Consider the following 25,156-nt stretch of genomic DNA (forward strand, 5'->3'; position numbering starts at 1 on the left):
GAAACATGCGGTCCTATCTGACGCGAGCAGGCTTGTTAACCGCGGCGGGAGCCTTGCTGATTGCTCTCCCCATGTGTGCCAGCATCAACGATTCGCCTGCGCCGCAGGCGGCGCCCACCACGGTTGGCACGGGCGAGGAAGGGGCGCGTGATGCGCTCAAGAATACCCCCCTGGGTACCGTCGTTTCGCGGGATGGGACGGGGCGTGCGCGCATGGTGATGGGGGCTGCACCAAGCGCGCCGCTGAAGCTCGAAGTGAACGCGGAAACGGCCGCGCGGGTTCATCTGTCGCGGCACGCTTCGCTGTTCGGTCTGCACGAGGCTGCCGTGCGCGATGCGGCGGTGAGCGTGTCGCGGCAGTTGCCCGGCGGCGGCGCCTTGGTGCAGTTCACGCAGTCGGTGAACGGCATCGAGGTGTTCCGCTCGCGTGCGACCGTGGTGGTCGATGCGGCGAAAAACCTGGTCTCGGCGTCGTCCACGCTGCACCGCGAGGGCGGGGCGACGCACGCGGTCAAGGCGATGAAGTTCTCCATCTCGCCGGAGCAGACGCTGGCCAACGTGTACGCAGGGCACTTTGGCCAGCCGCTGGCGGGCTCGGTGCGCGATCTCGGATCGCGCGATGGCGGTGAGCTGCGCGGGTACGAGGTGGCCACGGGCGTGAATGCGCCGCGCATTCTGCAGGCGACGGCCAAGCGGGTGCTCGTGCCCGAAGGCGATGTGCTCACGCCGGCGTATTACGTGGAGTTCCTCTCGCGATCGGCGGATTCGCGGGTCAACGAGGGCTTCGGGTACGCGGTCGCCGCGAACGATGGGCGCGTGCTCTACAAGACGTCGCTGACGGCCCACGAGGCGTTCAAGTACCGCGTCTGGGCGGAGACGGATCAGAACAACATTCCGATGGACGGCCCGTACCAGGATTACTCGCCGCATCCGTCGGGAACGCCGGACAAGAAGCTGCCCGCGTTCCGGGCACCGAACGACATTTCGATGGAAGGGTTCAACAAGAACCCGCAGGGCAAGCCGGATCCGTGGCTGGCGGCGGACGCCACGACGACATTCGGAAACAACGTGCGCGCGTACAGCGATCGAAGCGACACGCACGAGCTCGATGCCGGCCGGCCCACGGGCAAAGGCGATGGATACGATCCGGACAAGGACATCGCACCCGATGTGACGGCGCCGCACGAGTTTTTGCGCACGTACGATGTGACGAAGAAGCCGAACGAGAACGACGATCAGATCAAAGCTGCGGTCACCGATCTGTTCTACGTGAACAACTGGCTGCACGATTACTGGTACGACTCGGGCTTCGACGAGGCGGCCGGCAATGCGCAGCTGTCCAACTTCGGCCGCGGCGGCAAGGAAGGCGATCCGATTCGCGCCGAAGGGCAGGACGGTGCCGATTACGGGCAATCGAACAACGCGAACATGACGACGTTCGCCGAGGGAACGTCGCCGCGGATGCAGATGTTCGTGTGGTCGGGCATTCCCAATCGTCGGTTGGACGCGAGCCCCACCACGGCGTTTACGGACGGTTATGGGGCGCCTGCTTACGGGCCGCAGGTCTATACGCTGCCGGCTGCGGGCTCCGCGGAAGTCGCGTTCGTGATTGCCAACGATGGCACGGCGCCCACGAGTGATGGCTGCCAGGCGATCACCAACACCGCCGAGGTGAAGGACAAGATCGTCGTGATGGAGCGCAGCGCCGCGTGCACGTTCTATGTGCGCACACAGAACGCGCAAGCGGCGGGAGCCATTGGAGCCGTCATCATCAATAACGGTGCCATTGGTGCGCACGAAGTCGTGAGTCCGTCGACACCCGACGGCGGTGCGGCGGACATCAAGATTCCCATGCTCACCCTGAGCGCGGAGGACGGCAAGCTCCTCACCGACAAGCTCCGGGCCTCCCCGGGCTCGGTGACCGGTCGAATGAACCGCGGCGAGGAGATCCTGCACGACGGCACCATCGACAACACGGTGATTGCGCACGAGTGGGGCCATTACCTGCACCACCGACTCGTCAGCTGCGGGTCGACTTCCTGCGGTGGTATGAGCGAAGGCTGGGCGGACTTCAATGCGCTCATGATGGTCATTCGAGAAGGGGACACCTTGGAGGGCAAGGCTTTCCCGATGGCGCAATATGCGGGGGCAGGCCTGGGGGCGAATACCGGCTACTTCGGTATCCGCCGTGCGCCGTATTCGACGCTCTTCGAGCAGAATCCGTTCACGTTCAAGCATGTCGCGAAGAATTCGCAGCTTCCGACGGGCGCGCCGCTCGGCAGCGGTGGCGTGGATATGAACGAGGTTCACAACGTCGGCGAGATTTGGGCGCAGGCGTTGTTCGAGGGGTATGTGAACCTGCATGCGGCCGGAAAGGTCGCGGGGCGCTCCTTCCAGGAGACGAAGCGCCGCATGGCCGATTACATCGTGTCCGGCATGGAGATCACGCCCGTCGAGCCGACGTTCATCGAGCAGCGTGATGCGATCCTGTCGGCGGTGGCGGCGACGGGACGGAAAGACGATTTGGAAGCGATTGCGCGCGGCTTTGCCAAGCGCGGATTCGGTGTGGGGGCAGTGGCCCCGCCGGTGACCTCGACGACGCTCAACGAGGTCAAGCAGAGTACGGAGATGGGCGGCGATCTCGGGTTCCTCGGCGCGACGCTCGATGACTCGGGCACGTCGTGCGACCACGACGGCATCCTCGACTCGGGCGAGAGCGGCTCGATCAAGGTGACGGTGCGCAACACCGGCTTCTCGGCGCTGGCGGGAACCAAGGTGAGTGTGACCACGACCGCCGAAGGCATCACCATCGGCGACGAGGGAACCGTCGAGTCCATCGACGCGCTGGGCGATGCGACGTTGTCGATCCCCATCCGCGCCGCGGCGGGCCAGACGGCGCGGGGGCACATTCCGCTCAGCATCACGCTGAAGAACGATGCCGCCGTGGTGAACAAGACGGTCACCGGTACGGTGGACCTCAATTACAACTACGACGACGTGGAGAAATCGTCGACGACGGACGACGCCGAGAGCACCAAGGTGGCTTGGTCGACGGCCGACGATACGCCAAAGGTCACGTCGTGGTCGCGCCAGGGGGCCCAATTCACGCACGTGTGGCATGGCGACGACTTGGGCACGCCGACCGACGAGCGTTTGGTGTCACCGGACTTGGTCGTCGGACAAGACGACTTGGTGCTGACATTCAATCACCGCTACAAGTTCGAAGAGGATGCGGAACCGACGTTCTACGACGGCGGCGTTCTCGAGGTGTCGAAGGACGGCGGCGCAACCTGGGAAGACGTCACGCACTTCGTCGATCCGGGCTACCCGCAGACGATCCTGGACAACCCGGAGTTCGGCAATGCGCTTCGTGGTCGCAAGGCATGGGCTGGGACCTCGCCGGGGTATCCGAATTACGAGACGAAGACGCTGAACTTCGGCAAGCTGCTCGCGGGCAAGACGATCAAGATTCGTTTCCGAATCGGGACGGACGGCGCGGCAGGGGCCGAGGGCTGGGACATCGACGACATCAAGGTGACCGGGATTACGAATCTGCCGTTCCCATCGGTGACGGACAACAAGGGTGTGTGCGGCGGCGGCACCGATGGCGGCACCGATTCCGGGATGGGCGATTCCGGGACGGGCGAGGGCGGGGTCGATCCCGGCCATGACGCGGGGACCGATGCGGGGCTCGACTCGGGCACGACCGAGGATGCCGGGACGGACGCCGGGGGGAGTGCGGATTCCGGTCCGCAGGGAGTGCCGCCTCGGTATACGAACAGCGATAGTTCGTGCGCCGTATCGCCCGGCGGCCAAGGAGCGTTGCCGCGAGGCGCAGGTGTAGGCCTTTTCGCGGGGCTCATGATGCTCCTCGGCCTGCGCCGGCGCGCGAAACTGTAAATAGTCTAGGATTGCACAAAGAGTGGCCTTTTGGAAAAGGCCACTCTTTGGTCATAAAATAGAGAACGTGTCGTCACTTAACCCCGACGCGAAGATGCGATACCGTTTGGCATTTCGCCTGAGGTCTCATTTTCAAAGGGAGCACGATGCGACACTACTTGACCCGATTTGGCGCTCTTACCGCGGCCGGCGCTTTGCTGACCGCCCTTCCCATGTGCGCGAAGGAGTCGCCGAGCGAATCCTCGGTGACTCCGGCCGGTGCCGCCGATGAAGAAGGCGCCCGTGCGGCATTGGCGGGAACTCCTCTGGGCCAGATCGTTTCACGCAATGCGCAAGGCAATGCGCGGGTGATCCTGGGGGGTCTCGGTGAGGACCGCCCAACGCTAAGCGTCAATGCCGAGACGGCCGCTCGCGTCCATTTGCTGCGTCACGCCGAGGCCCTCGGCTTGAACGAGGACGCCGTGCGCGGTGCCGCCGTAACGGCGTCGCATGCGGTTGCCGGCGGTGCGAGCATCGTGCAGTTCGAGCAGCGTATCGACGGCATCGAGGTCTTTCGCTCCCGCGCCACGGTGCTGGTCGACGCCACGAAGCACCTCGTTTCACTCGGCTCCAATTTGAGCAGGGCCGGCTCGGCGACCAACGCGGCCAAATGGGATTTCACGCTCCCGGCCGAAGCCGTGATGGGGAGTCTCTACGGCGAGCATTTCGGCCTGCCATTGGCTGGCGGATCGGTGCGCGATACGGGGCCGGTGAACGGCAGCGAATTGCGCGGCCTGGCCGTGGCCAGCCCGAAGGGCACGCCCCGCGTTTCCGATGCGACGGCAAGGCGGGTGTTGTTCCCCGACGCTTACGGTCTCACGCCCGCGTACTACGTGGAGTTTTTCGCCCGCGGTCCGAAGTCCCAGGAAAATGAAGCATTCGGCTACGTGTTGAGCGCGAAAGACGGGCGCGTTCTGTACAAGACGTCGCTCACGCAGAACGAGAAGTTCAAGTACCGCGTGTGGGCGGAGACCGATCAGGGCAACATTCCCACGGACGGTCCGTACAAGGACTTCTCGCCGAACCCCGCGGGTGTGCCGCAGAAGAACGTGCGGCCCGAGTTCAACAAGACGCCGCCGCTCATCGAGATCGATGGCTTCAATGCCAGCAAGGATCCGTGGCTTGCAGCGGACGCCACCACGACGTCGGGAAACAACGTCGATGCCTACAGCGACCGGACGGACACCCACGCGGAGGACGCCGACGGGAACCCGACCGGCGAGGGCGATGGCTTCGGCACGGGCGACCTGCGGGCGGATGTTACGGCGGCGCGGACGTTCGACCGCCTCTACAACACGGGCGCAGCTCCGAATGCGAGCCCGGATCAGATCAAGGCCGCCGTCACGCAGCTGTTCTACGTGAACAACTGGATGCACGACTACTGGTACGACTCGGGGTTCAACGAGGCGTCCGGCAACGCGCAGCGCGACAACTTGGGCCGCGGAGGCGTGGGCAACGATCCGCTGCTCGCCGAAGCGCAGGACGGCGCCGATTTCGGACAGGCGAACAACGCGAACATGTCCACACCGGCCGACGGAAAGTCGCCGAAGATGCAGATGTACGTGTGGAACGGCGTGGCCGATCGAAAGGTGACCACGACCCCGGCGATCGTGTTCGACGATGCCTTCGGTGCTGCGCAATTCGGCATGCAGTCGTTCAATGTCACGGGCGCTGCGGTGTTGGCCAACGACGGTGTGGTCGGCGATCCCGGTGGCTCGACGAGCGACGGCTGCGAGCCGTTGACCGGGCTCGCCGGAAAGATCGTGGTCGTGGACCGCGGCTTCTGCTCCTTCGTCATCAAAGTGAAGAATGCGCAGACGGCGGGGGCTGCAGGTGTGCTCGTGGTCAACAATGCGCCCGGCCACCAAATCATCAATCCGGCCGGAACGGACGCCACGATCACGATTCCCGTGCTTTCGGCGAGCCTGGAGGATGGGACCAAGGTCAAAGATGCGCTGAAGGCTGGCGCGGTGAACGCGACGCTTTACCGCGGGGGGGAGGTGCTTCACGACGGCACCATCGACAACACCGTCGTGGCGCACGAGTGGGGTCATTATTTGCACCACCGCCTGATCACGTGTGGAAACAAAGCGTGTGGCGGCATGAGCGAGGGGTGGGCCGACTTCAACGCGCTGCTCATGGTTGTTCGCGAGGGCGACACCATCGAGGGCTCGGCGTACCCGATGGCGCAGTATGCGACGGCCACGGATACGTACTCGGCGTATTTCGGTATTCGGCGAGCTCCTTATTCCACGGACTTGGGCAAGAATCCGTTTACGTTCAAGCATATCCAGGGAAGCTCGACCCCGCCCGATACGGCCCCGATCCTCGCCGGTGGGGATATGAGCGAGGTTCACAACGTCGGCGAGATTTGGGCCCAGACCCTCTTCGAGGGATATGCCAATTTGCAAAAAGGCGCGGGCACCTTCCAGGAGAAGAAGCGCCGAATGGCCAATTACCTCGTGGCAGGTATGAAGGCCACGGTGGTCGAGCCGAGCTTTACCGAGCAGCGCGACGGGATCCTCGCGGCGACCTGGGCCATGGGGAACAAGGACGATTTTGCGGCCTTGGCCAAGGGATTCGCCAAGCGCGGTATGGGCGTGGGCGCAGTCTCCCCGGTCACCCCGGCGGATCCGAACACGGATACGCTCGAAGGGGTCACCGAGAGCTTCGAGGCCGAGAAGGGCGATCTGGTCGTCTCCGATGCCACGGTTCAAGAGACGGACAGCGGCTCGTGCGATCACGACGGCGTTCTCGATGCCGGCGAAACGGGCACGGTCACCATCAAGGTGCGCAACATTGGCTGGGTCAACCTCAAGGACACCAAGGTGAAGGTGTCCTCGGACAATGCGAGCATCACGTTCGGCAACGGCGGGGAGGGGACGGTGGCGTCGCTGGATCCGTACGAGGATGCGACCGTTACCATTCCGGTCTCGATTGCCAAGGATGCAACGGTCAAAGGGCAAGTTGCCCTGCAGCTGACCTTGACGAATGCGGCGGCCATCAAGGCGAGCGTGCTTGGCACGCTGAACGCGGTGGTCAACTTCGACGATGCGCCGAAGTCCTCGGCCACCGACAACGTCGAAAGTGCGGCGCCGTCGGTGTGGACGATGACGCATGGGACGACGGACTTGAAGGCGTGGTCGCGTCGCTCCGACGGGGCCAACCACGTATGGCACGGCAACGACACCGGCTCGTCGGGCGACGAGAGCCTCGTGTCGCCCGATTTGGTCGTGGGCACGGACGACTTCACGATTTCGTTCAAGCATCGCCACGCCTTCGAGTACACGCCGGCTCCGGCAGGTGGAGCGGTCAAGTACTGGGATGGCGGTGTGCTCGAGGTGTCCGAAGACGGCGGTACCACGTGGAAGGACGTGAGCACGTACGTCGATCCGAAGTACCCGGCGACGATCCTCAAATCGACGAGCAACGTCCTTTCGCTACAAAAGGCGTGGGGCGCCATGTCCGAAGGCTATCCGGCGTACCAGCCCGTCTCTCTGAACCTGGCGAAGGCGCTGAGCGGAAAGACCATCAAGGTGCGATTCCGCATTGGCACCGACGCGGGGGCCGGCGCAGGCGGCTGGGACATCGACGATATCGCGTTCACGGGGCTCACGAACAAGCCTTTCTCGACGCAGGCAGACGACCAAGCGGTATGCACCGTGGCGCCGCCCGACGCGGGCGCGCCCGACAGCGGCGCGCCGGGTGCCGATGCCGGTCCGCAGGGCGTTCCCGCGCGCTATACCAACTCGGATAGCTCGTGCTCCGTCGGTGCGGTGGGGGATACGAGTCGAAATCTGTCGGGGGTCGGCCTGTTCGCAGGGCTCATGATGCTGCTGCGCCGGCGTCGCAATCGCCCGTGAAACCAGCGGGAAACTAGCTAAGAATAGCAGAAATATCCCCGAAACGTGAAAAGGCGCGGCGCTCCTGCCAAAGGAGCTGCCGCGCTTTCTCTTTTCGAAACACGAAGTGCAGCAGAAGCCTTACACCGTTCTCATAATTACGCAGGGCCGCCGTCACTTAACCGCGAAGCGAAGATGTGATACCAATTGGCATTTCGTCACACGTCTCATTTTCGAGGGGAATACGATGCGACATTACCTGACCCGATTTGGCGCTCTTACCGCGGCCGGCGCCTTGCTTATGGCCCTACCCATGTGCGCGAAGGAGTCGCCGACCGATTCGTCGGCGGCTCCCTCCGGCGATGCCGACGAGGAAAGCGCACGTGCAGCGCTGGCGGCCACTCCCCTGGGTCAGGTCATTTCGCGCAATGCGAATGGCAACGCCCGCGTCATTCAGGGTGGCCTCAGTGACGATCGCCCAACGCTAAGCGTCAATGCCGAGACGGCGGCGCGCGTTCACCTGCTGCGTCATGCCGAGCCTCTCGGCTTGAACGAGAATGCCGTGCGCGGGGCCGCGGTGACGGCGTCGCATCCCATCGGGGGCGGCGCCAGCATCGTGCAATTCGAGCAGCGCATCGACGGCCTCGAGGTCTTCCGCGCGCGCGCGACGGTCGTCGTCGATGCGACGAAGAACCTCGTCACCCTCGGTTCGAATTTGAGCATCGCCGGCTCGGCGACCAACGCGACGAAGTGGAACTTCCGCGTCTCGCCGGAAGTGGCCATGGCCCGCCTGTACAACGAGCACTTCGGGCAGCAGCTCGCCGACGGTGCCGTGAAAGATACCGGGCCCGTTCACGGTGGGGAATTGCGTGGCTTGAAAGTGGCCACGGTCAAAGACGCACCGAACGTGCTCCAGGCGACGAGCAAGCGCATTCTGTTCCCCGACAAGTACGGGCTAACACCTGCATACTACATGGAGTTCTTCGCCCGCGCTCCCCAGTCGAACGAGAACGAGGCCTTCGGCTACGCGGTTAGCGCAAAAGACGGGCACGTGCTCTACAAGACGTCCCTGACGCAATACGAGAAATTCAAATACCGTGTTTGGGCCGAGACGGATCAGGACAACATCCCCAAGGATGGCCCGTACAAAGACTTCACGCCGCACCCGGCCGGTGCCCCGCGCGCGACGCCGCTGGAGTTCGATACGGCGCCGAACCTGATCGAGATCGATGGGTTCAACAAGAACCGTGACCCGTGGCTGACCGCGGACAAGGTGGAGACGAATGGCAACAACGTCGACGCGTACAGCGACCGAACGGACACGCACAAAGCCGATGACGCGGGCAACATCGTAGGCGACGGCTTTGGGCCGGGCGATCTTCGCGCCAACACCACCGCCGACAAGACCTTCGACCGCACGTACAACACGGCGCAGGAGCCCGGCATCACCCCGGATCAGATCAAAGCGGCGGTGACGCAGATCTTCTACGACGTCAACTGGATGCACGACTACTGGTACGACTCCGGTTTCGACGAGGTCTCCAAGGTTGCGCAGGCGAGCAACTACGGCCGCGGCGGCATGGAAGGCGATGTGCTCCATGCGGAGGCGCAGGACGGCGCCGATCATGGCCAGGGCAACAATGCGAACATGTCGACGCCCGCGGACGGTACGTCGCCGCGCATGCAGATGTTTTTGTGGTCGCCGTTGCCGAACAATCGCAGCATCACGACCACGCCGCCGGTGACCTTTACGGACTGGATCGGCAGCGCGGTCTTCGGTCCGCAGACGTTCGACGTGACGGGCCCCGTGACCTTTGCCAATCCCGCCGATGGTTGCACGGCGCTTCCGGTGATGACCGGTCGAATTGCGGTCATCAATCGCGGTACGTGCAACTTCACGGTAAAGGCAAAGAATGCGCAGGATGCCGGCGCAACGGCGGTCATCCTCATCAACAATGCGGCCGGAAATGCCGCGCCGAACCCCGGTGTTCCGGATCCGAGCATCACGATTCCATTGCTCGGATTGAGCCTCGAAGACGGGGCCAAATTCAGGGCAGCGAATCCCACGACGGTGACATTGCACAAGGGAACCGAGGTTCCGAAGCACGATGGAACCATCGACAACACCGTCGTGGCGCACGAGTGGGGCCATTACTTGCACCATCGCCTCGTCGATTGCGGGTCCAAATCCTGTGGCGGTATGAGCGAAGGTTGGGCGGATTTCAATGCGCTCTTCATGGTGGTGCGCGAGTCCGATCTTCCGCTGGATGACAAAGCGTTTCCGCTCTCCCAATATGCGGGGGCCGGTTTGCTTCAGCGTTCACCGTACTTTGGAATTCGCCGTGCGCCGTATTCGACGGACAAGTTGAAGAATCCATTTACGTTCCAACACGTTCAGCAGAGCGCCAAGTTGCCGACGGGGGTTCCGCTCGCCCCTGGCTCGGCGGATATGAGCGAAGTGCACAACGTTGGTGAGATTTGGGCGAATACCCTTTTCGAGGGGTACGTCAACATGCAGAACGTTGGCAAGACGGCCGGGCGCAGCTTCAAGGACATCAAGCGCCGGATGGCCGATTACATCGTGGCCGGTATGAAGGCGACGCCCGTGGAGCCGACCTTCCTGGAACAACGGGATGCCCTTCTGGGTGCGGTTTGGGCCATGCAGGATCGGCGGGATGACTTCAACGCGCTCGCGCAGGGCTTCGCGAAGCGGGGCATGGGCGTTGGAGCGATCTCGCCCGGCATCGCGGCGGACACGAACGAGGATGGGCTCGAGGGCGTGGTGGAGAGCTTCGCGTCCGACAAGGGCGAAATCGTGGTGACGGAGGCGCAGGTCGAAGAGGTGGATGCGACTTCGTGCGACCACGACGGCGTTCTCGATGCCGGCGAGACCGGGCAGGTGACCATCAAGCTGCGCAACATCGGCTGGGTGGAGCTCAAAGACACGACCGTGAAGGTGACCTCGAGCAACTCGAGCATCACCTTCGGCGACGGGGGTCAGGGAACCGTGGCGTCGCTGAATCCGTATGGCGTCGCGACCATCAAGATTCCGGTGACCATCGCCAAAGAGGCGACGTTCCGGGGCCTTCAGCCGATTCAATTGACCTTGAGCAGCGCGGCGGCCGTTCATCCGAGCATGGCGCAGACGATTCAGACGACCGTCAACTTCGACGACGCACCGAAGACGGCGATGGCCGACGACGTGGAGAGCAACGGCGCGCCGGCATGGACGATGACGCACGGCACGACCGATTTGAAGGCGTGGTCGCGCCGAGCCGATGGTCCGAACCACGTGTGGCACGGCAACGACACGGGCACCTCTGGCGACGAGAGCCTGGTCTCGCCGGACCTCACGGTGGGCAACGACGATTTCACGATTTCGTTCAAGCACCGCTACGTCTTCGAATACGGCTTCGATGATGACAACGCGCCCGTCTTCTTCGACGGCGCGGTGTTGGAGGTCTCCGAGGACAACGGCACCACGTGGAAGGACGTTACGACCTACGGCGTGGATCCGAAGTACCTCGCGCCCATCGCCGCCTCGGACGTCAACCCGCTGTCACTTCGCCCGGCGTGGGTGGCCCGCGACACCTATCCCAACTACGACGCGGTGTCGCTGAACTTCGGAAAGAAGCTCGCCGGCAAGACCGTCAAAGTGCGATTCCGCATCGGCACGGATCCGGGCGCCGGTGCCGGCGGCTGGGACCTCGACGACATTGCCTTTACCGGTCTCACGAACAAGCCGTTCTCTTCGATGGGGGCCAACTCCGGTGAATGCAAAGCCGCGGGCGGGGGCGGCGATGGTGGCCTGCAGGGTGTCCCCACGCGCTTCACGAACCCGGACGAGTCCTGCTCCGTCACCGGCGTCGGCAGCACCACGCGCAACCTCTCGGGCGTGGGCCTTTTCGCGGGCCTCATGCTGCTGCTGCGCCGCCGCCGCAATCGCTGAGAATCATCACGCACACACACGAATGCGCGGCTGCCCCATCGGGCGGCCGCGCCGCATTTTGTCGGGTTTGTTGCGTCGAATCCGTGAAACGGCTACGCCAACCGCGGAGGTTGATGCTCATGGCCATTGGTAGGTTCGATTTCAAAGTAACCGGACCCACGACGGCATATCTGCGACTGCCGACCTATCCCGATACCGCCGTCGGCGCGAGCGCTCGGACCGTGACGTTGCCGGATCTCATGGGGGCTTACCAAGGGCCGTACGTCGTTTTCGACTTCGACAAAGACGGTGTTCTCATCGGCATCGAAATCGTTGGTGACGATGTCGAGGCGGAGCAGGACCGACCCGGAGAAGTACCCGCCGATGGAATCCAAAGAAGACCAAATCGTTCTCGGGCCTGAAGCCCAGCGTCTATCGCGGAGCTAAGCCGGATGTGGCTCCGCCCATGGGCGGGACCAAGCTCGCGCTGTTGAAGAACAACATCACCGCGCGCTGCGCCCGTTGGTTACATCATCGGACACCTTGGGGGGGACGAAGATGCGGACCTATTTGAGGCGTGTCGGCGTGCTGGCGGCGACTGGGACTTTATTGTTGGGGCTAACGCGGTGTGCGCATGAGAAGCGGACGGCGCCGGCCTCATCGAAGCCGGCGGCCCCCAATGATGAAGGCGCTATAAAGGCGGCGCTGGGCAACGTTCCACTTGGGCAAGTGGTGTCGTGGGATGCGGCGACGCGGAAGGCGCGGTTCATTCGGGCGGGGTCGCAGGTCGATCGGTTGCGGCCTGCGATTCAGGCGGATTGGGGTACGGCGGCGCGGGTTCATCTGTTGCGTCATTCGGCATTGCTCGGGGTGAGTGAGGCGGAGTTGCGCCAGGTCCCCGTGAGCACGGTACATACGATGGCGGACGGGGCCAGTGTGGTGCAGTTCGAGCAGAACGTCGACGGCATCCCCGTGTTTCGCTCACGTGCAAGTGTGGTGCTCGACGCGAAGAAGAACCTCGTGTCCATCGGCTCGACGTTGCACGCGACGATGGTGCCGGACGCACTGTCCACGCGCGCGCTTCGGGTGAAGACGTTCGACCTGAGCCCCGAGAAGGCCATGTCCAAGGCCTACGCCGACAAGTACCGGCGGGAGCCGAAGGCGGTGCGCGACAATGGAGCTCGCAGCGGCTCGATGCGCGGCTACAGCGTCATCACGCCCTCTGGCGATGCCCGCGTCTCCGAGGCCACGGCCAAGCGCGTGTGGTTCCCCGAGGGGCCGGCGCTTTTACCTGCGTATTACATCGAGTTTCTCGCACGCGAGCAGGGCGACAAGGAGAACAAAGCTTATGGGTACGTCGTGGGCGCGGCCGATGGGAGGGTGCTCCATCGGCAATCGCTCACGCAAAACGAGGCGTTTCAGTACAGGGTTTGGGCAGAAGCCGATGGAAATCACATTCCGATGGATGGGCCGATGGTCGACTACTCCCCGCATCCAACGGGGGCGCCGGACAAGTCCGTCCCGGGTTATCGGCCGCCGAATCTCGTTTCCATGGAAGGGTTCAACAAGAACCCCGACGGACGAGCCGACCCGTGGCTCGCCGCCATCGACACGGTGACCTTCGGGAACAACGTGCGGGCCTATTCGGACCGCAACGATACCCACGAGCAGGACGCGGATGGCAGGACCATCGGCGACGGCTATGACGACGGCGTCGACCTTCGCGGTGAGATCACCGGGCCGATGACCTTCGATCGAACCTACGACATCGAGCAAGAGCCGAACTCGAACCCCGAGCAGATCAAGGCCGCGGTGACGCAGATGTTCTACGTCACCAATTGGCTGCACGACTACTGGTACGACTCCGGCTTCAACGAGGCCGCCGGAAATGCGCAGCTCTCCAACTACGGCCGCGGCGGTGTGGAAGGCGATCCCTTCCTCGCGCAGGCGCAGGACGGCGCGGACAACGGCTACATGAACAATGCCAACATGGCCACGTTTGCCGAGGGAACGTCGCCGCGTATGCAAATGTTCGTCTGGTCGGGGGTGCCCAATCGCAAGGTGGAGACCACGCCCGCGCTGACCTTCGACGACGGGTACGGTGCGGCCGTCTACGGTCCGCAGGAATTCGATAAATCGGGAACGATTGTGCTCTCGGACGACGGCGTCAATACGCCGAGCGACGGCTGCCAGAAGCCGACGAACGTGGCGGGAAAGATTGCGATCATCGACCGCGGAACCTGCGACTTCATTTCCAAAGGAAAGAATGCGCAGGCGGGCGGTGCGATCGGCATCATCTTGCTCAACAACGTCGAGGGGCACGTTCCCCCCAACCCGGGGCTGGATGACCCGACCATCAAAATTCCGCTCGTCTCGCTCAGCAAAGAAGATGGGCAGAAGCTCAAGGATGCGCTCGCGCAAGGGGCGGTGCAGGGCAGTATCTTCCGCGGGCCCGAGGTGCTGCACGATGGGACGATCGACAACACGATCATCGCCCACGAGTGGGGCCACTACCTGCACCATCGCCTGGTCGTGTGCGGTTCGCTTTCCTGCGGCGGCATGAGCGAGGGTTGGGCCGACTTCAATGCGCTGATGATGTCGATTCGCCCGGGTGACTCGTTCGACGGGCGCGTGTTTCCGCTCGCGCAGTATGCGGCGGCGGGGCTTTTCCCCAATGCCAGCTACTTCGGTATCCGCCGTGCGCCGTATTCGACGGACATGGCGAAGAATCCGTTTACGTTCCAGCACATTCGCTGGCGATCGGAGCTTCCCACGACGGCACCGCTGCAGCCGGCCTCACCGGACATGAGCGAGGTGCACAACGTCGGCGAGATTTGGGCGCAAACGCTGTTCGACGCCTATGCCAATTTGCAAAAGGCGGGGCAAGCGGCGACTCCGCCGCGGACATTCGAAGAGAGCAAGCGGCGCATGGCCGATTACCTCGTGGCCGGCATGAAGGCGACGCCGGTCGAGCCGACGTTCGCCGAGCAGCGCGATGCGATCCTCGGCGCCGTTTGGGCGACCGGCCGGCGCGAGGACTTCGACGCCCTCGCGCAGGGCTTCGCCAAGCGCGGGCTCGGCGTGGGTGCGGTGGCGCCGCCCACGGATTCGTACACCTTGGACGAGGCGGTGGAGAGCTTCTCGACCGGCGGCGACTTCGCCTTCGTGGACGCCACGATGGATGACTCGGGCAGCTCCTGCGATCGCGATGGCGTTCTCGACTCGGGCGAGACGGGCAAGCTCGTGGTCCGGGTGCGCAACTCCGGGTGGGCTGCGCTCACGGGGACGACGATTTCCGTGAGCTCCACGGAGCCGAGCATTTTCTTCGGCTCACCGGGCGAGCCCGCGACGGCGACCATCGCGTCGATGGGGCCGTTCGAGGTGATGGAGGCGACCATCAACGTGACCGCGGACCGAACGCGGCTCGCGCGCACGTCGGTTCCGATTCAGATCACGCTGACGAACGATGCGGCGGCGTCGAAGACGTTGGAGGCCACCGCGAACGTGCTCTACAACTTCGACGACGTGCCGAAGTCGTCGGTGAGCGACAACGCGGAGAGCGCGACCACCGCGTGGACATTCCTGCACGGGCCGAAGCCGATCGAGTCGTGGTTCCGCACGGGGGGCACGCAGAACCACGTGTGGCACGGCTCCGACGTCGGCGTGGCGTCGGACGAGAGCCTCGTGTCACCGGATCTGGTGGTGGGCAGCGGCGACTTCTCCGTGACCTTCGACCACCGCTTCTATTTCGAGAGCGGGGCCGCGGTGCCGGGTGGTCCGGAGGTGTTCTTCGACGGAGCCGTTTTCGAGCTGTCCGAAGACGGTGGCACCACCTGGAAGGACGTTTCGGAGTACATCGATCCGAAGTACCCCTTGACGGTCTACGAGTCCGCGGAGGGCAAGAACGTGCTCAGTGGGCGCAAGGCGTGGGCAGGGCAATCGGCGAAATATCCCGAGTACGTTCCCGTGGTACTGAAGTTCGGAAAGGTGCTCGCGGGCAAGACCATCCGGGTGCGCTTCCGCGTCGGATGCGACGTTTCGGTGGGCGCGCCCGGTTGGGATATCGACAACCTCACCTTCAGCGGAATTACCAATTTGCCATTCCCGACCGTGGTCGACGATCGGCGCGCCTGCGTTGTCACGACGCCGCCCGACGCCGGCACCGACGCCGGTAAAGGCGGAGCGGCCGATGGCGGGGGCGGTGGGAACCCGGGCGGTGGTGGCGGCGGTGGCGGTGGTGGGCCGACCTTCCCCGAATCCGACGCGGGCTCGCCGACCAACCCCACCGATCCGGGCGGGGGAGGCGACGATGACGGCGGATGCGCCACGTCGCCCGTGAGGGCGCCGGGAACGCAGGGACTCGCGCTCTTGCTGGGCGGCGGTTTGCTGATGTTCCTGCGCCGGGTTACATCGCGCCGTCGTCGTTGAGGGCGCACGCCCCTGCCTTGCACACGCCGCGCTTGTTTCGGCAGGGGTCGACGAAGCACTGCACCTGATTGCGCGTGCACTTCGGTGCCGTCACGCCCTTCGCGAGCGGGCGGCAGGTGCAGTCGCCGCACGTGTCGGACCACGCGCGGCAATCGGAGTCGCTGGTGCATTCTGCGCGTCCGGCGGCTCCGCCGTCGCGCCCATGGCCCGGGGCGAGCGCCGAGGCTCCGGAGCCCGCAGGCGCCCCCGTGCGCGCACCCGAGGCCGACGGAGAAGCCGCCGAAGCCGAGGCGGTGGGCGCGGCGGCCGACGGTGCAGCGGACGCCGATGGCGCTTGCGTCGGCGCACCCTGCTCGGAGGGCGGCAAGGGCGCGCGTTGCGGGGCCGCCGACGAAGGCGGAGCCGGATCGGGCCGTGCCTCGTTCGACGAGCGGCACGCCGTCGTGCCAAGCGAAGCGAGACCGAGTCCTAGCAAGAGCAGCGAGAGCGGAGCGATGCGCATGCGCGCAGCATACTCGAGTCGGCTATTCGAGAACGAGGAAGTCGAACGCCGTCACATTGGAGGTGGCGAGCCGGGTCACGAACGTCGGGTTGGTGGTCGCATCCTTGAAAATGGCGATGCCATCCCGATCCAAGACGAACAGGTGCCCGTCCTTGGTGAGCCATGATTTGTCCGCGCCGTTTTGCGTGGGATGAAGGGAGGCCTCGTGGACGGTGGCATCGGGCTGGCGCTCGGCCGAGAGGGTGCTCGCGCCCTTGTAGAGGCAAAGATGGGATGTCCACTGCCCATTTTCCATCATCACGCTCGTCGTGATCAACGTGTCGTTGGCAACGGCCAGGGCCTTGATGTCACCTTGGCCGCCGCACATCGAATGCAAGATGACGTCCGGCTCGCGCGACGCGCTGATCGTGGAAAGATCGTTCCAAATGGCGATGTCTGCCCCCGATGTGTTCGGCGCCCATAGATTCGAATAAAGGCGTCCCCCCGAAACGACCAATTGCCGTGGCCTGTATTGCGTGAACTGATCGTCGACATTGCGAATCGTGCCCGTTTTGGAAGCGGCCTGTTTCCACAACGGCGACTGCACCATTTCCAAGTTGCTCCCGAGCAACTTGTCGTGCGCCTCGTCGTAAGCGGCATATTGAAGCAAATTCCCGAAGTGCGCGGTCGGGGCGGTGGCGCTGGCGGGCACGAAGTGAACGCTCCCACTGTCGATTTCGCTCCGCACCCAGAAATTGTGCCGGCCATCGGCCTGGATGTTCACCACACGGCCGTTCTCGAAGAAGCCTCCATGGTAGTCGCCGGTGAATCCTGCGCCGGGCACGCTCCTCGACGGCTGCGCGTCGTCTTTCAATTGGGAAGCATGATCGAAGAGATGAAGGCCCGATAAAAGCGTGTCGCTGCCGAATCCCGTGGCCACGGCCAAGGTGTCGCCATCGAGGCCGAGCCCCACGGCGTTGCTGTACTTTGCAAAGTGGACGCTGGATGGAACGTTGGAGGTGATGGACGCCGCGTTGTCCCAAATATGAACGCCGTCCGTCGCCGCCACGATCAAACGAGGGTAGGTGGCCGGCTTCTGACCGCCGGGGCCTCCCAGGTCGATGTCATCGTTGCTGCAGCCAGAACTCAAGAGCAAACACGCGGCCCAGGCGAGGGAACCGAAGCAAGTGCGTAAAGTCATCACGTCCTCCTATTTGCCGCTTAATGGGACCTCCCATCCAAGTTGATCACGACGGCGATACGAAAAGTGAAAGGCTACATCGACCTACGTGTGCTTCATTAAAGATGAAGCACTACCGAAATATTCGCTCGTCAGATGGCGCGCTTTCGACAGTATCCTGCGCGTCCAGCCATACGAAGCCAGGGGGCTGGAACGGGGGTGCCATGTCGAATCGAACGTGGGCAATCGGTATTGCCAAGTTTGCCACGGCTGCCTTTTCTTTGGCCGCGTGCAGCCAAAGCAGCGATGAGGGATATCGCGTTTCGGTCGAGGAGGAATCGTTCGAGGCCGAGAGCCAAAGCGATATTTACCTCAATGCCATGCCACCCGGCGCGAATGGCAATTCCGCGGGCGGCTTGCGCGGTACCAGCCTTTACCCGCCCAACTTCACCGATTCGTTGGCGCTGTATGGTGATTTGGCCTACGCGAAACGCGGCCTGACCGCGACGCCCTGTACCCCGCCGCGCGATGCGTCGGAGCATGTTGCCTCGTCCGATCTTGCGTGCAACTACTTCAAAAACGAGGGCCTCGAGCCGGACGTGGTCAAGTCCACCAAGTGGCTTTGGACCCCCGGGGGCAAGTGGGTGAGCATCAAGCGGGATGGCTGGGGCGTTCCCTTCATCGATGCACCGGATCGCGCCTCGGCGATGTACGCGTTCGGTTATGCCTCGGCCGAGGACCGGCTGTGGCTTCACGACGTGCTTCGCCACATCGGCCGCGGACGGCTTTCGCAGTACCTCGGGCCGGCGCAGTACTTTTACGAATTCGATTCCAACTTTGCCTCGATTGCCGGTTACAGCGAGGACGAGCTGACCGCGATGGTGGAAAATACGCGGCAGAAAGCTGGTTCGCTGGGCGAGCTGGTGGTGCAGGATCTGGATGGGATGGTGTCCGGCATCAATGCGTACATCACCTCGCTGGCCGGGCCCAATTTGCTGAAGATCCCGCCGGAGTACACGTTTTTGCGGCCGCTGGGCTTCCCCCCGGCGAAGTGGACGCGCAACGACATCGTGGCCTCGGCCATTCTGATTCAATCGCTGTTTGCCACGGGCGGGGGCGGGGAGCACCTGAACGAGTTGTTGCTCCAGCAACTGGATGGCGCGTTGAAGCCGGGCGCCGGAAGCGTGGCCCAGGGCGCGTGCGATCTCTGGCGCGACCTGCGGCATGCCGTCGATCCCGATACGCCGCGCACCGTGCTCGAGACGTTTGCCACGCAGTCGCCGCCCCAGGTCAGCGAGGCCTGCCCGGCGGCGTTGCCTCCTGGGGCGGCCATTTGGGACCCCGGGAGCTTTCAAACGCGGCAGATTTTCCAGACCAACCTTGGGATCGTGCTCGGCGTGAATGCGCAAAAGAAGCCCGCGGCCCCGGCGGGGGCAACGGATACGCTGCCGCGCGGCCGCGATCTTCGGCATTTGAATGCGCCGCTGGATCCGTTTCAGGGCAGCAAAGATGCGTTGCGGCGCGCGGGATTTCCGCTGCCCAACACCATGTCGAACTTCATCGGCGTGACGGCCAACCAGACCAAGGCGGGGCATCCCATCGCGGTGATGGGGCCGCAGTCATCGTATTTCCTGCCGCAACTCCTCTGGGAGGTGGCCATCCGCTCGCATGGCGGGACACCGCAGGACTTCGAGGGACGCGGCGTCGTTTTTGGCGATTTGCCGTACATCAACATTGGGCGCGGCATCGACTTCGCGTGGAGTGCCACCTCGGGCGGGTCCGACCAAGTCGATATTCGCGTTTCCAAGTTGTGCAATCTGTCCGGCTCGGCGCCATCCCGCGAGGATCGGAACCATGACGGCTTTCCCGACGCCGACGGTTACCTCTTCGACGAAGGCGATGGGCGCGGGCCGGTCTGCCGTGCCTTCTACAAGCGGACGGACCGCTGGAACGTGCTGCCCACCCCGGCGAGCCTCTCGCTCAATGGGCTGAATGGCCCCGTTCCGCAGCTGCCGCAGGTGGCGTCGCGCTACGTGTTGCGCACGCACTACGGGCCGGTCTTCGCGACGGCGATGGTCGGCGGCGAGCCGGTGGCGGTGTCCATCCAGCGCTCGACGTTCTTCGGAGAGCTGGATACGGCGGCGCCGTTTGCGCTCACCTCGACGCGCGTGGTGAAGGACGCCGCGAGCTTCCAGCGCCTGTTCAACGGCATCACCGGTACGTTCAATTGGCTCTATGTCGACAAGAACGATATTGGCTATATCCATAGTGGCCTTTACCCGCAGCGCGACATCGGGCAACACCCCGAGCTGCCCGTGTGGGGCGATGGCCGCTTCGAATGGGGCAGCATGCGCGCGCTGCCGGAGGGGTATTTCTCTCGATTCGGCGGGAACAAGGTGTTCGTCACCAACACGTCCACGCCGATTGCCCAGGGCGATCCGCTGGAGGGCGCCTTCGAGTGGAAGGACTTCTTGCCGCTTTCTGCGCACCCCACGGCCATCAACCCGGCGCGCGGAACGATTTCGAGCTGGAACAACAGCCCCGCCGCCGGCTGGTGGGCGGCCGACGGCAACGGCAGCTACGGCCCGACGCACCGGGCGGACATGCTTCAACGGCGGCTCGACGCGTTCCAAGCCTCGGGAAAGAAGCACGATATTGCGAGCATGATCGAAGTCATGGGTGATGCGGCCTACACCGATCTGCGAGGCCAGGAGCTTTTACCGCTCCTCTTGCCGCTGCTTCGCTCGGGTCCTTTGAGCGACGACCAACGGATCTTGGTCGATCTGCTGCAGGCGTGGGCGGACGATGGCTCGCCGCGGCGCGATCGCGATCACGATGGCGTCTATGATTATCGCGCCCAGGTGGTCCTGATGGATGCGTGGTACCCGCACCTGATGGAGAAACTGCTCCCGCAGCTCGATGCGCTGGACAAGGCCCACGTGCCGGTGCTCCAGGAGCGCTACGATGCGCCGCGTGCGCAAGGATCGGCGTACCAGCAAGGCTGGTTCCAGCACATGAAGCGCGTGCTGCAGATGGCCCGAAATACACCGGGGCATCACGACTACCGGCAATTGAAGTGCGCCGGCGATGGGACGGCCACCGGCTGCCGCCAGGCGGCGCTCGATGCGCTGGCGGCGGCGGTGGGCGATCTGGGCGGGTTCTCGAACCGCGCCAGCTGGGACGGGAGCACCCTCGCGAATGCGAAGGGGAAGTCGGGCGCGGTGGTCGAGGATTACGATTCGGTGGAGCACACGGCGATAAGCTTCCTCACCGTGGCCCCGATTCACTGGACGAACCGGCCGACGTTTCAGCAGGTCGTCCAGATCTTCAATGCACGTCGCTGATGCAGCGACCGCTGTTCGTATCGCAACGGAGGGGGGCGCAGCAGTCCGCGTCGGACGTGCACCCCCCGCACTGTCCGCCCTTGCAGGCGTCCTGGCAGTCGTTGCACGAGTTGCAGGTTTGCCCCGGCGGCCGGCACCCTTGGAGGTCGAGCACGGCCTCGTCGTAGTGAACGGTGAAGAAGCCGGGGAATTCGAGCTTGTTGCCGTAGATCGAACCGGACATTTCGAAGCCGGCTTGCGGCGCCGAAATGGTGGCATTCGGCGCGTAGAAGTTGCCACCGACGTCGGAGCGCCCGGTGAGGGTGAAGGAGGTGCCCCCGATGTAGATGCGCACCTTCGACGGGAACTTGGGTGAGCCGAACTGCGTTCCGCCGGCCATGGAGAAGTTGCCCTTCACGAAGATGTCGATCTCGGTGCCGGGGTCGAGATTGACATTGAAGGCGCCGGCGACGTTCAGGTTGCCCTCGACGAACAGGGCGACGCGGCCCTTGATGTTCAAGGTGATCCCCGGACCGCCGATCGCCGAGAGGTAGTAACGGCCGCACGGGAGATCGACCGTGACGGGGGCGGCGCCGTTGGCCAAGGCGTCCGGCGACAATTTGATGGCGGCGTTGTCGTTGCTCGTCTTCATCTTCGAGACGATGCTGCCGACATCGAGCTTGTTCGCGCAGTCGCACGGGAGCGGGACGGCAACGGGGCCTTCGACGACGCCACCGCTCGAGACGCCGCCGCTCACGTTGCTCTTCTGCGGGACGTAGACCTTGCCCGTGACTTTGACGCCGATGCTGCCCACCTTGCCGGTGGCGCGCACGTCGCGACCGATGGTGGTCGTGCCCGAGTCGATGATGTTGATGTTTCCGCGCGACCAGAGATCCGTCGAGATGGTGCTGCCGCTCGAGGAGGTGAAGTCCACGGTGTTGGCATCCGAGGCCACACCCTCGCCGCCGGAATACGCGGAGCCGCCAATCTTGTACGCGCCGGTGCTGGTCAATTTCCCATTGGCACCGATGGAGCCGCCGTTGCGCGCGGCGCCGCCGTCGACGTTCGAGTTGAAGGAATCCGTGGTCAGTGTGCCGCTGAACGTGGTGGTCGTGCACGAACAGGCCGCGAACTTGAAGAGCTTGCGCCCGAGATCGCCGGTGCAAATGTCGCCGCCGGGAACGGGGATCGCGGCGCCGGTGCCTTTGCAGAAATCTCCGCCGCCACCACCTCCACCGCCATCGCCGCGGGAGCCGTCGCCAAAGCCACCATCGCCGAAGCCGCCACCGTTTCCGGCATCGGTGCCAAAGCCGCCACCTGGGCCACCGCCGGGGCCGTCGATGGCATCGGCATCGGAACTGCCACAGCCGGCGCCCCAAAGGGCGGTGAGAAAGAAGGTCGCGACGATTCCGGCGATGGGCGACATACGCATGGGGAGGACTCCTTTTTAGTGGGTAGTCGCCTCCCGGATCGCAAACGGCTCACGCATTCGGATCTTTGGAGATCCACTTCAGAGATCCACTTCCAATGCGGTCGTGATGGCGACACTCGGGCGCAATGCGGAGCCGACTGCCTCCGAGGCAAAACGAACGACCGGGCGCGGAAATCCAACGAGGATGCGCGCATCGAGCGCGATGCGTGCGGTGCGGGAAAGCGCGATGGCGCCACCGACGGATGCCGATGTGAGAAGAGCCCAGGCACTACCGCGCGCGTCGCGATAAGGCTCGCGCGCATCGCCCTCGGCGGCGAGATGATACCCACCGAGACCAATGGCCGCGCGCGGGTGAATCCATTTTGGAAACGACGGGTGATAGCCGAGTTCCACGAGGGCAAGTTCTTGCCGCACGTGGGCAACACCTTGGTCGCCGCGCACGACGGCACCGAAGGCCGGGGCCATGGCGAGCACACCCACTTTGATGGGGCCGGTGACACGGTACGAGAGTGCGAGGGTGGGCGCGATGGCCAGACCGACGTCGCCCCAAAGCACCGATGCGCCCACGTCGAGGGTGACGTTTTTATCTTTGGGCGGCGCCGGCGGACGCTCCTCGACGAACCGGGTCACGGGTTCGGAGGGCGGGGGAGGCGGCTCGATTTTCGAGGGGACGGCGAAGGGTTCGATCAGGCTGGCGCGCATCAATTCGAGGACCAGCATCGCCAGGGTGGCGGGGTCGTCGTGGGGATCGATTTTGCGCAGCACCGTCTTGTGCGTGACGTGATCGGCGATCCAGATGTCGGCCATGACGCCCATGCGGCGGACGAGGATGGTCGCGACGGCATCGTCGTCGGCTTCGACTTCCGCGCGCGGGCTGTCGTCCTTTCGTGCGGGGCGCTCGCGCACGTCGAAGCCGATGCTGCGCAGCTCGGAGGCGACGCGCAAATAGGCCTCGGAGAGGAACGCGTCATCCTTTTTCGAGAGTTCGCGACGCTCATGCACGATGAGCACGCGTGACGGTTCGCGCGCGAACGCGGGGTGTGCCGTGAGCGCGAAGCCCGCAAGCACCGCCGCACTCCAGGCGCGGCGGCTATGCGATTGGATCATCGAGTGAGATCGAGCGCGGGCTTCTCGTAAGGGCCATGTGGATAGAGCTTTAAATACTCCAAGGCGAGCGGGCGTGCTGCCTGCCGTCCGGACCGGCGCGCCACGAGTACCATGGTTCGGCCTCGTGCGTCGCCGGCGAAGGGACCCGTGCCCGCTTCGCGCAGGTACGTCGCGTACCAGGCAATCGCGTCATCGGGGCGATTCGCATGCTCCTCGCAAAGCCGGCCCAGCACGAACGCCGAGACATGCGCATCGTCCGTGCCGGGAAAGCGATCGCGGATGGATTCGTAGACGGCCCGCGCCTGCAGGTCCTCGTCGCCCGAGTAGCGAACGGCATCGCCCAGTGCGCGCAGATCCGTCGCGGGCCGCGTTCGCAGCACATGACCAAAGCCGGCGGCCTTGGCCTCGCGCAGGACGCGTTGGAATTCTCCGCGCGCGACCAGTTCGCGCCACGTCGGAGCCGGTGTCGGCGGCACCACCGCGCGGGTCGCCGGCTTTTCCTGCGGTTCGAGCTCGATGATCTCGGGCTCGAGCAGTGGCGCAAGTTCGGGGGCAGGCACGGGAGCGGGCGGCGCATCGCTCGGCGCTGGGACCGGCATCGGTGCTGCCGTCGTCGAAGGCGCGGGCGTGGGCGACCAGTGACGCGTTGCTGCGGCGGCCACCAAGGCCATCGTGATGGCGGCGCCGGCTGCGGCCAGCGCATAGAAGCGCGCCCTCGCCGGTTTGCGCATCTTCTCCACGGACGCAATCAGGCGCGCTCGGCCCTCGAGGTGCTCCTGCCGCGTGACCGGCGGCGTGGCGTTTCGCAGAAGTTCTCCCAGCCGATGGCTCATGGCAAGCTTTCCCCTTTGTCTTGCCTGGACACGTACGACTGCAACAGTGGCTCTTCGAGCGCGCGACGGGTCACGTGTTCGTCGGCGCGGGCGATGCAGCGCTTCGTCGTCGCGAGGGAGCAGCCGAGCGCGCTCGAAATTTCGGTCAGCTCGTAGCCCTCCGCGTGGCGCAGCACGAAGGCGAGGCGATCGCGATCGGACAGCTCTTCGAGCACGGCGTACAAGCGAAACAACGCCGCGCGCGACGAGGGATCGTGCGCGCTCGAGGCAACGTCGGGCACCTGGCCGCTGTCGCTCAGATGAAACCAGCGTCGCACGCGCTTCTTGCGCAGTGCCGTGCGGGCCACCCGCAGGCCGATGCCGAAGAGAAAGGAGCGCACGGCCGAAGGATCGCGCAGGCTCGCGATGTTGCGAAAGAAGCCGACGAACACCTCCTGCACGAGATCATCGACGTCCCAGCCCGGACCGAGTGTGCGAAACAGCAGCGCCCGCACCGCCGGTGCATAGCGATCCCACAGCCCTGCGGCCGCCCGCGGATCGCGGGCTTGCGCGAGGAGCACGAGCTCGGCGTCACTCCGCTCGGGCACGTCCTGGTCGCTGCTCTTGCGTGTGCGCAACGGGCGCACCGAAGAAGGTCGCATACCCCCCCATAGTAGCTTCGCCC

12 protein-coding genes are annotated in these 25,156 nt (G+C 64.5%); 6 read left to right on the forward strand and 6 right to left on the reverse strand.

Features of this window, described 5'->3' with window-relative positions; genetic code table 11:
* The first annotated feature begins 71 nt into the window (after window positions 1–71).
* The 5 genes from LZC95_18935 (at window position 72) to LZC95_18955 (ending at window position 16,136) form a co-directional block, all read left to right on the forward strand.
* The gene (locus LZC95_18935) at window positions 72–3,899 is read left to right on the forward strand and encodes a M36 family metallopeptidase (GenBank protein WXA98884.1); all 3,828 of its coding nucleotides are present in this window, start codon (window positions 72–74) and stop codon (window positions 3,897–3,899) included.
* A 146-nt stretch (window positions 3,900–4,045) separates the two neighbouring features.
* Window positions 4,046–7,801: a M36 family metallopeptidase gene (locus LZC95_18940; GenBank protein WXA98885.1), complete on the forward strand. Its 3,756-nt coding sequence runs from the start codon at window positions 4,046–4,048 to the stop codon at window positions 7,799–7,801.
* Window positions 7,802–8,093: 292 nt separating this feature from the next.
* Window positions 8,094–11,729, forward strand: a complete 3,636-nt coding sequence (locus tag LZC95_18945; GenBank protein WXA98886.1) for a M36 family metallopeptidase — start codon at window positions 8,094–8,096, stop codon at window positions 11,727–11,729.
* Between the two features lie 119 nt (window positions 11,730–11,848).
* Window positions 11,849–12,130 carry a DUF2283 domain-containing protein gene (locus LZC95_18950; GenBank protein ID WXA98887.1) on the forward strand — a complete coding sequence of 94 codons (282 nt, stop codon included), beginning with the start codon at window positions 11,849–11,851 and terminating at the stop codon, window positions 12,128–12,130.
* 307 nt (window positions 12,131–12,437) lie between these two features.
* Window positions 12,438–16,136, forward strand: coding sequence for a M36 family metallopeptidase (locus LZC95_18955; protein ID WXA98888.1), 3,699 nt, complete (start codon window positions 12,438–12,440; stop codon window positions 16,134–16,136).
* Here LZC95_18955 and LZC95_18960 read toward each other — a convergent pair.
* Together LZC95_18960 and LZC95_18965 are read right to left on the reverse strand one after the other, a co-directional pair.
* Window positions 16,114–16,638: a hypothetical protein gene (locus LZC95_18960; GenBank protein ID WXA98889.1), complete on the reverse strand. Its 525-nt coding sequence runs from the start codon at window positions 16,636–16,638 to the stop codon at window positions 16,114–16,116. The genes LZC95_18955 and LZC95_18960 overlap by 23 nt on opposite strands.
* A gap of 22 nt (window positions 16,639–16,660) precedes the next feature.
* Window positions 16,661–17,818: a hypothetical protein gene (locus LZC95_18965; GenBank protein WXA98890.1), complete on the reverse strand. Its 1,158-nt coding sequence runs from the start codon at window positions 17,816–17,818 to the stop codon at window positions 16,661–16,663.
* Between the two features lie 203 nt (window positions 17,819–18,021).
* Between LZC95_18965 and LZC95_18970 the strand changes: the two genes are divergently transcribed.
* The gene (locus LZC95_18970; protein WXA98891.1) at window positions 18,022–21,141 is read left to right on the forward strand and encodes a penicillin acylase family protein; all 3,120 of its coding nucleotides are present in this window, start codon (window positions 18,022–18,024) and stop codon (window positions 21,139–21,141) included.
* On the opposite strand, the gene LZC95_18975 is transcribed toward LZC95_18970, so the two are convergent.
* The 4 genes from LZC95_18975 to LZC95_18990 all read right to left on the reverse strand — a co-directional run bounded on the left by LZC95_18975 (window position 21,125) and on the right by LZC95_18990 (window position 25,133).
* Complete coding sequence (locus tag LZC95_18975; protein ID WXA98892.1) at window positions 21,125–22,552, reverse strand: hypothetical protein; 1,428 nt, start codon at window positions 22,550–22,552, stop codon at window positions 21,125–21,127. The two genes, LZC95_18970 and LZC95_18975, sit on opposite strands and share 17 nt — an antisense overlap.
* Window positions 22,553–22,630: 78 nt before the next feature.
* The gene (locus LZC95_18980) at window positions 22,631–23,659 is read right to left on the reverse strand and encodes a hypothetical protein (GenBank protein WXA98893.1); all 1,029 of its coding nucleotides are present in this window, start codon (window positions 23,657–23,659) and stop codon (window positions 22,631–22,633) included.
* On the reverse strand, window positions 23,656–24,492 hold the full coding sequence (locus tag LZC95_18985) for a hypothetical protein (protein ID WXA98894.1): 837 nt from the start codon (window positions 24,490–24,492) through the stop codon (window positions 23,656–23,658). The genes LZC95_18980 and LZC95_18985 overlap by 4 nt, the downstream gene beginning before the upstream one ends.
* Window positions 24,489–25,133, reverse strand: coding sequence for an RNA polymerase sigma factor (locus tag LZC95_18990; protein ID WXA98895.1), 645 nt, complete (start codon window positions 25,131–25,133; stop codon window positions 24,489–24,491). Before LZC95_18990 ends, LZC95_18985 begins: the two co-directional genes overlap by 4 nt.
* Window positions 25,134–25,156 lie beyond the last annotated feature (23 nt).

The sequence above is a fragment of the Sorangiineae bacterium MSr12523 genome, assembly GCA_037157775.1.
Taxonomy (GTDB): Bacteria; Myxococcota_A; Polyangia; order Polyangiales; family Polyangiaceae; genus Pendulispora; species Pendulispora brunnea.

What these genes read in the sequence shown, in the direction of transcription:
- LZC95_18935 (WXA98884.1), top strand. Translation starts at nt 72, where the DNA reads ATGTGTGCCAGCATCAACGATTCGCCTGCGCCGCAGGCGGCGCCCACC.
- LZC95_18940 (WXA98885.1), top strand. Translation starts at nt 4,046, where the DNA reads ATGCGACACTACTTGACCCGATTTGGCGCTCTTACCGCGGCCGGCGCT.
- LZC95_18945 (WXA98886.1), top strand. Translation starts at nt 8,094, where the DNA reads ATGTGCGCGAAGGAGTCGCCGACCGATTCGTCGGCGGCTCCCTCCGGC.
- LZC95_18950 (WXA98887.1), top strand. Translation starts at nt 11,849, where the DNA reads ATGGCCATTGGTAGGTTCGATTTCAAAGTAACCGGACCCACGACGGCA.
- LZC95_18960 (WXA98889.1), bottom strand. Translation starts at nt 16,638, where the DNA reads ATGCGCATCGCTCCGCTCTCGCTGCTCTTGCTAGGACTCGGTCTCGCT.
- LZC95_18965 (WXA98890.1), bottom strand. Translation starts at nt 17,818, where the DNA reads ATGACTTTACGCACTTGCTTCGGTTCCCTCGCCTGGGCCGCGTGTTTG.
- LZC95_18970 (WXA98891.1), top strand. Translation starts at nt 18,022, where the DNA reads ATGTCGAATCGAACGTGGGCAATCGGTATTGCCAAGTTTGCCACGGCT.
- LZC95_18975 (WXA98892.1), bottom strand. Translation starts at nt 22,552, where the DNA reads ATGCGTATGTCGCCCATCGCCGGAATCGTCGCGACCTTCTTTCTCACC.
- LZC95_18980 (WXA98893.1), bottom strand. Translation starts at nt 23,659, where the DNA reads ATGATCCAATCGCATAGCCGCCGCGCCTGGAGTGCGGCGGTGCTTGCG.
- LZC95_18985 (WXA98894.1), bottom strand. Translation starts at nt 24,492, where the DNA reads ATGAGCCATCGGCTGGGAGAACTTCTGCGAAACGCCACGCCGCCGGTC.
- LZC95_18990 (WXA98895.1), bottom strand. Translation starts at nt 25,133, where the DNA reads ATGCGACCTTCTTCGGTGCGCCCGTTGCGCACACGCAAGAGCAGCGAC.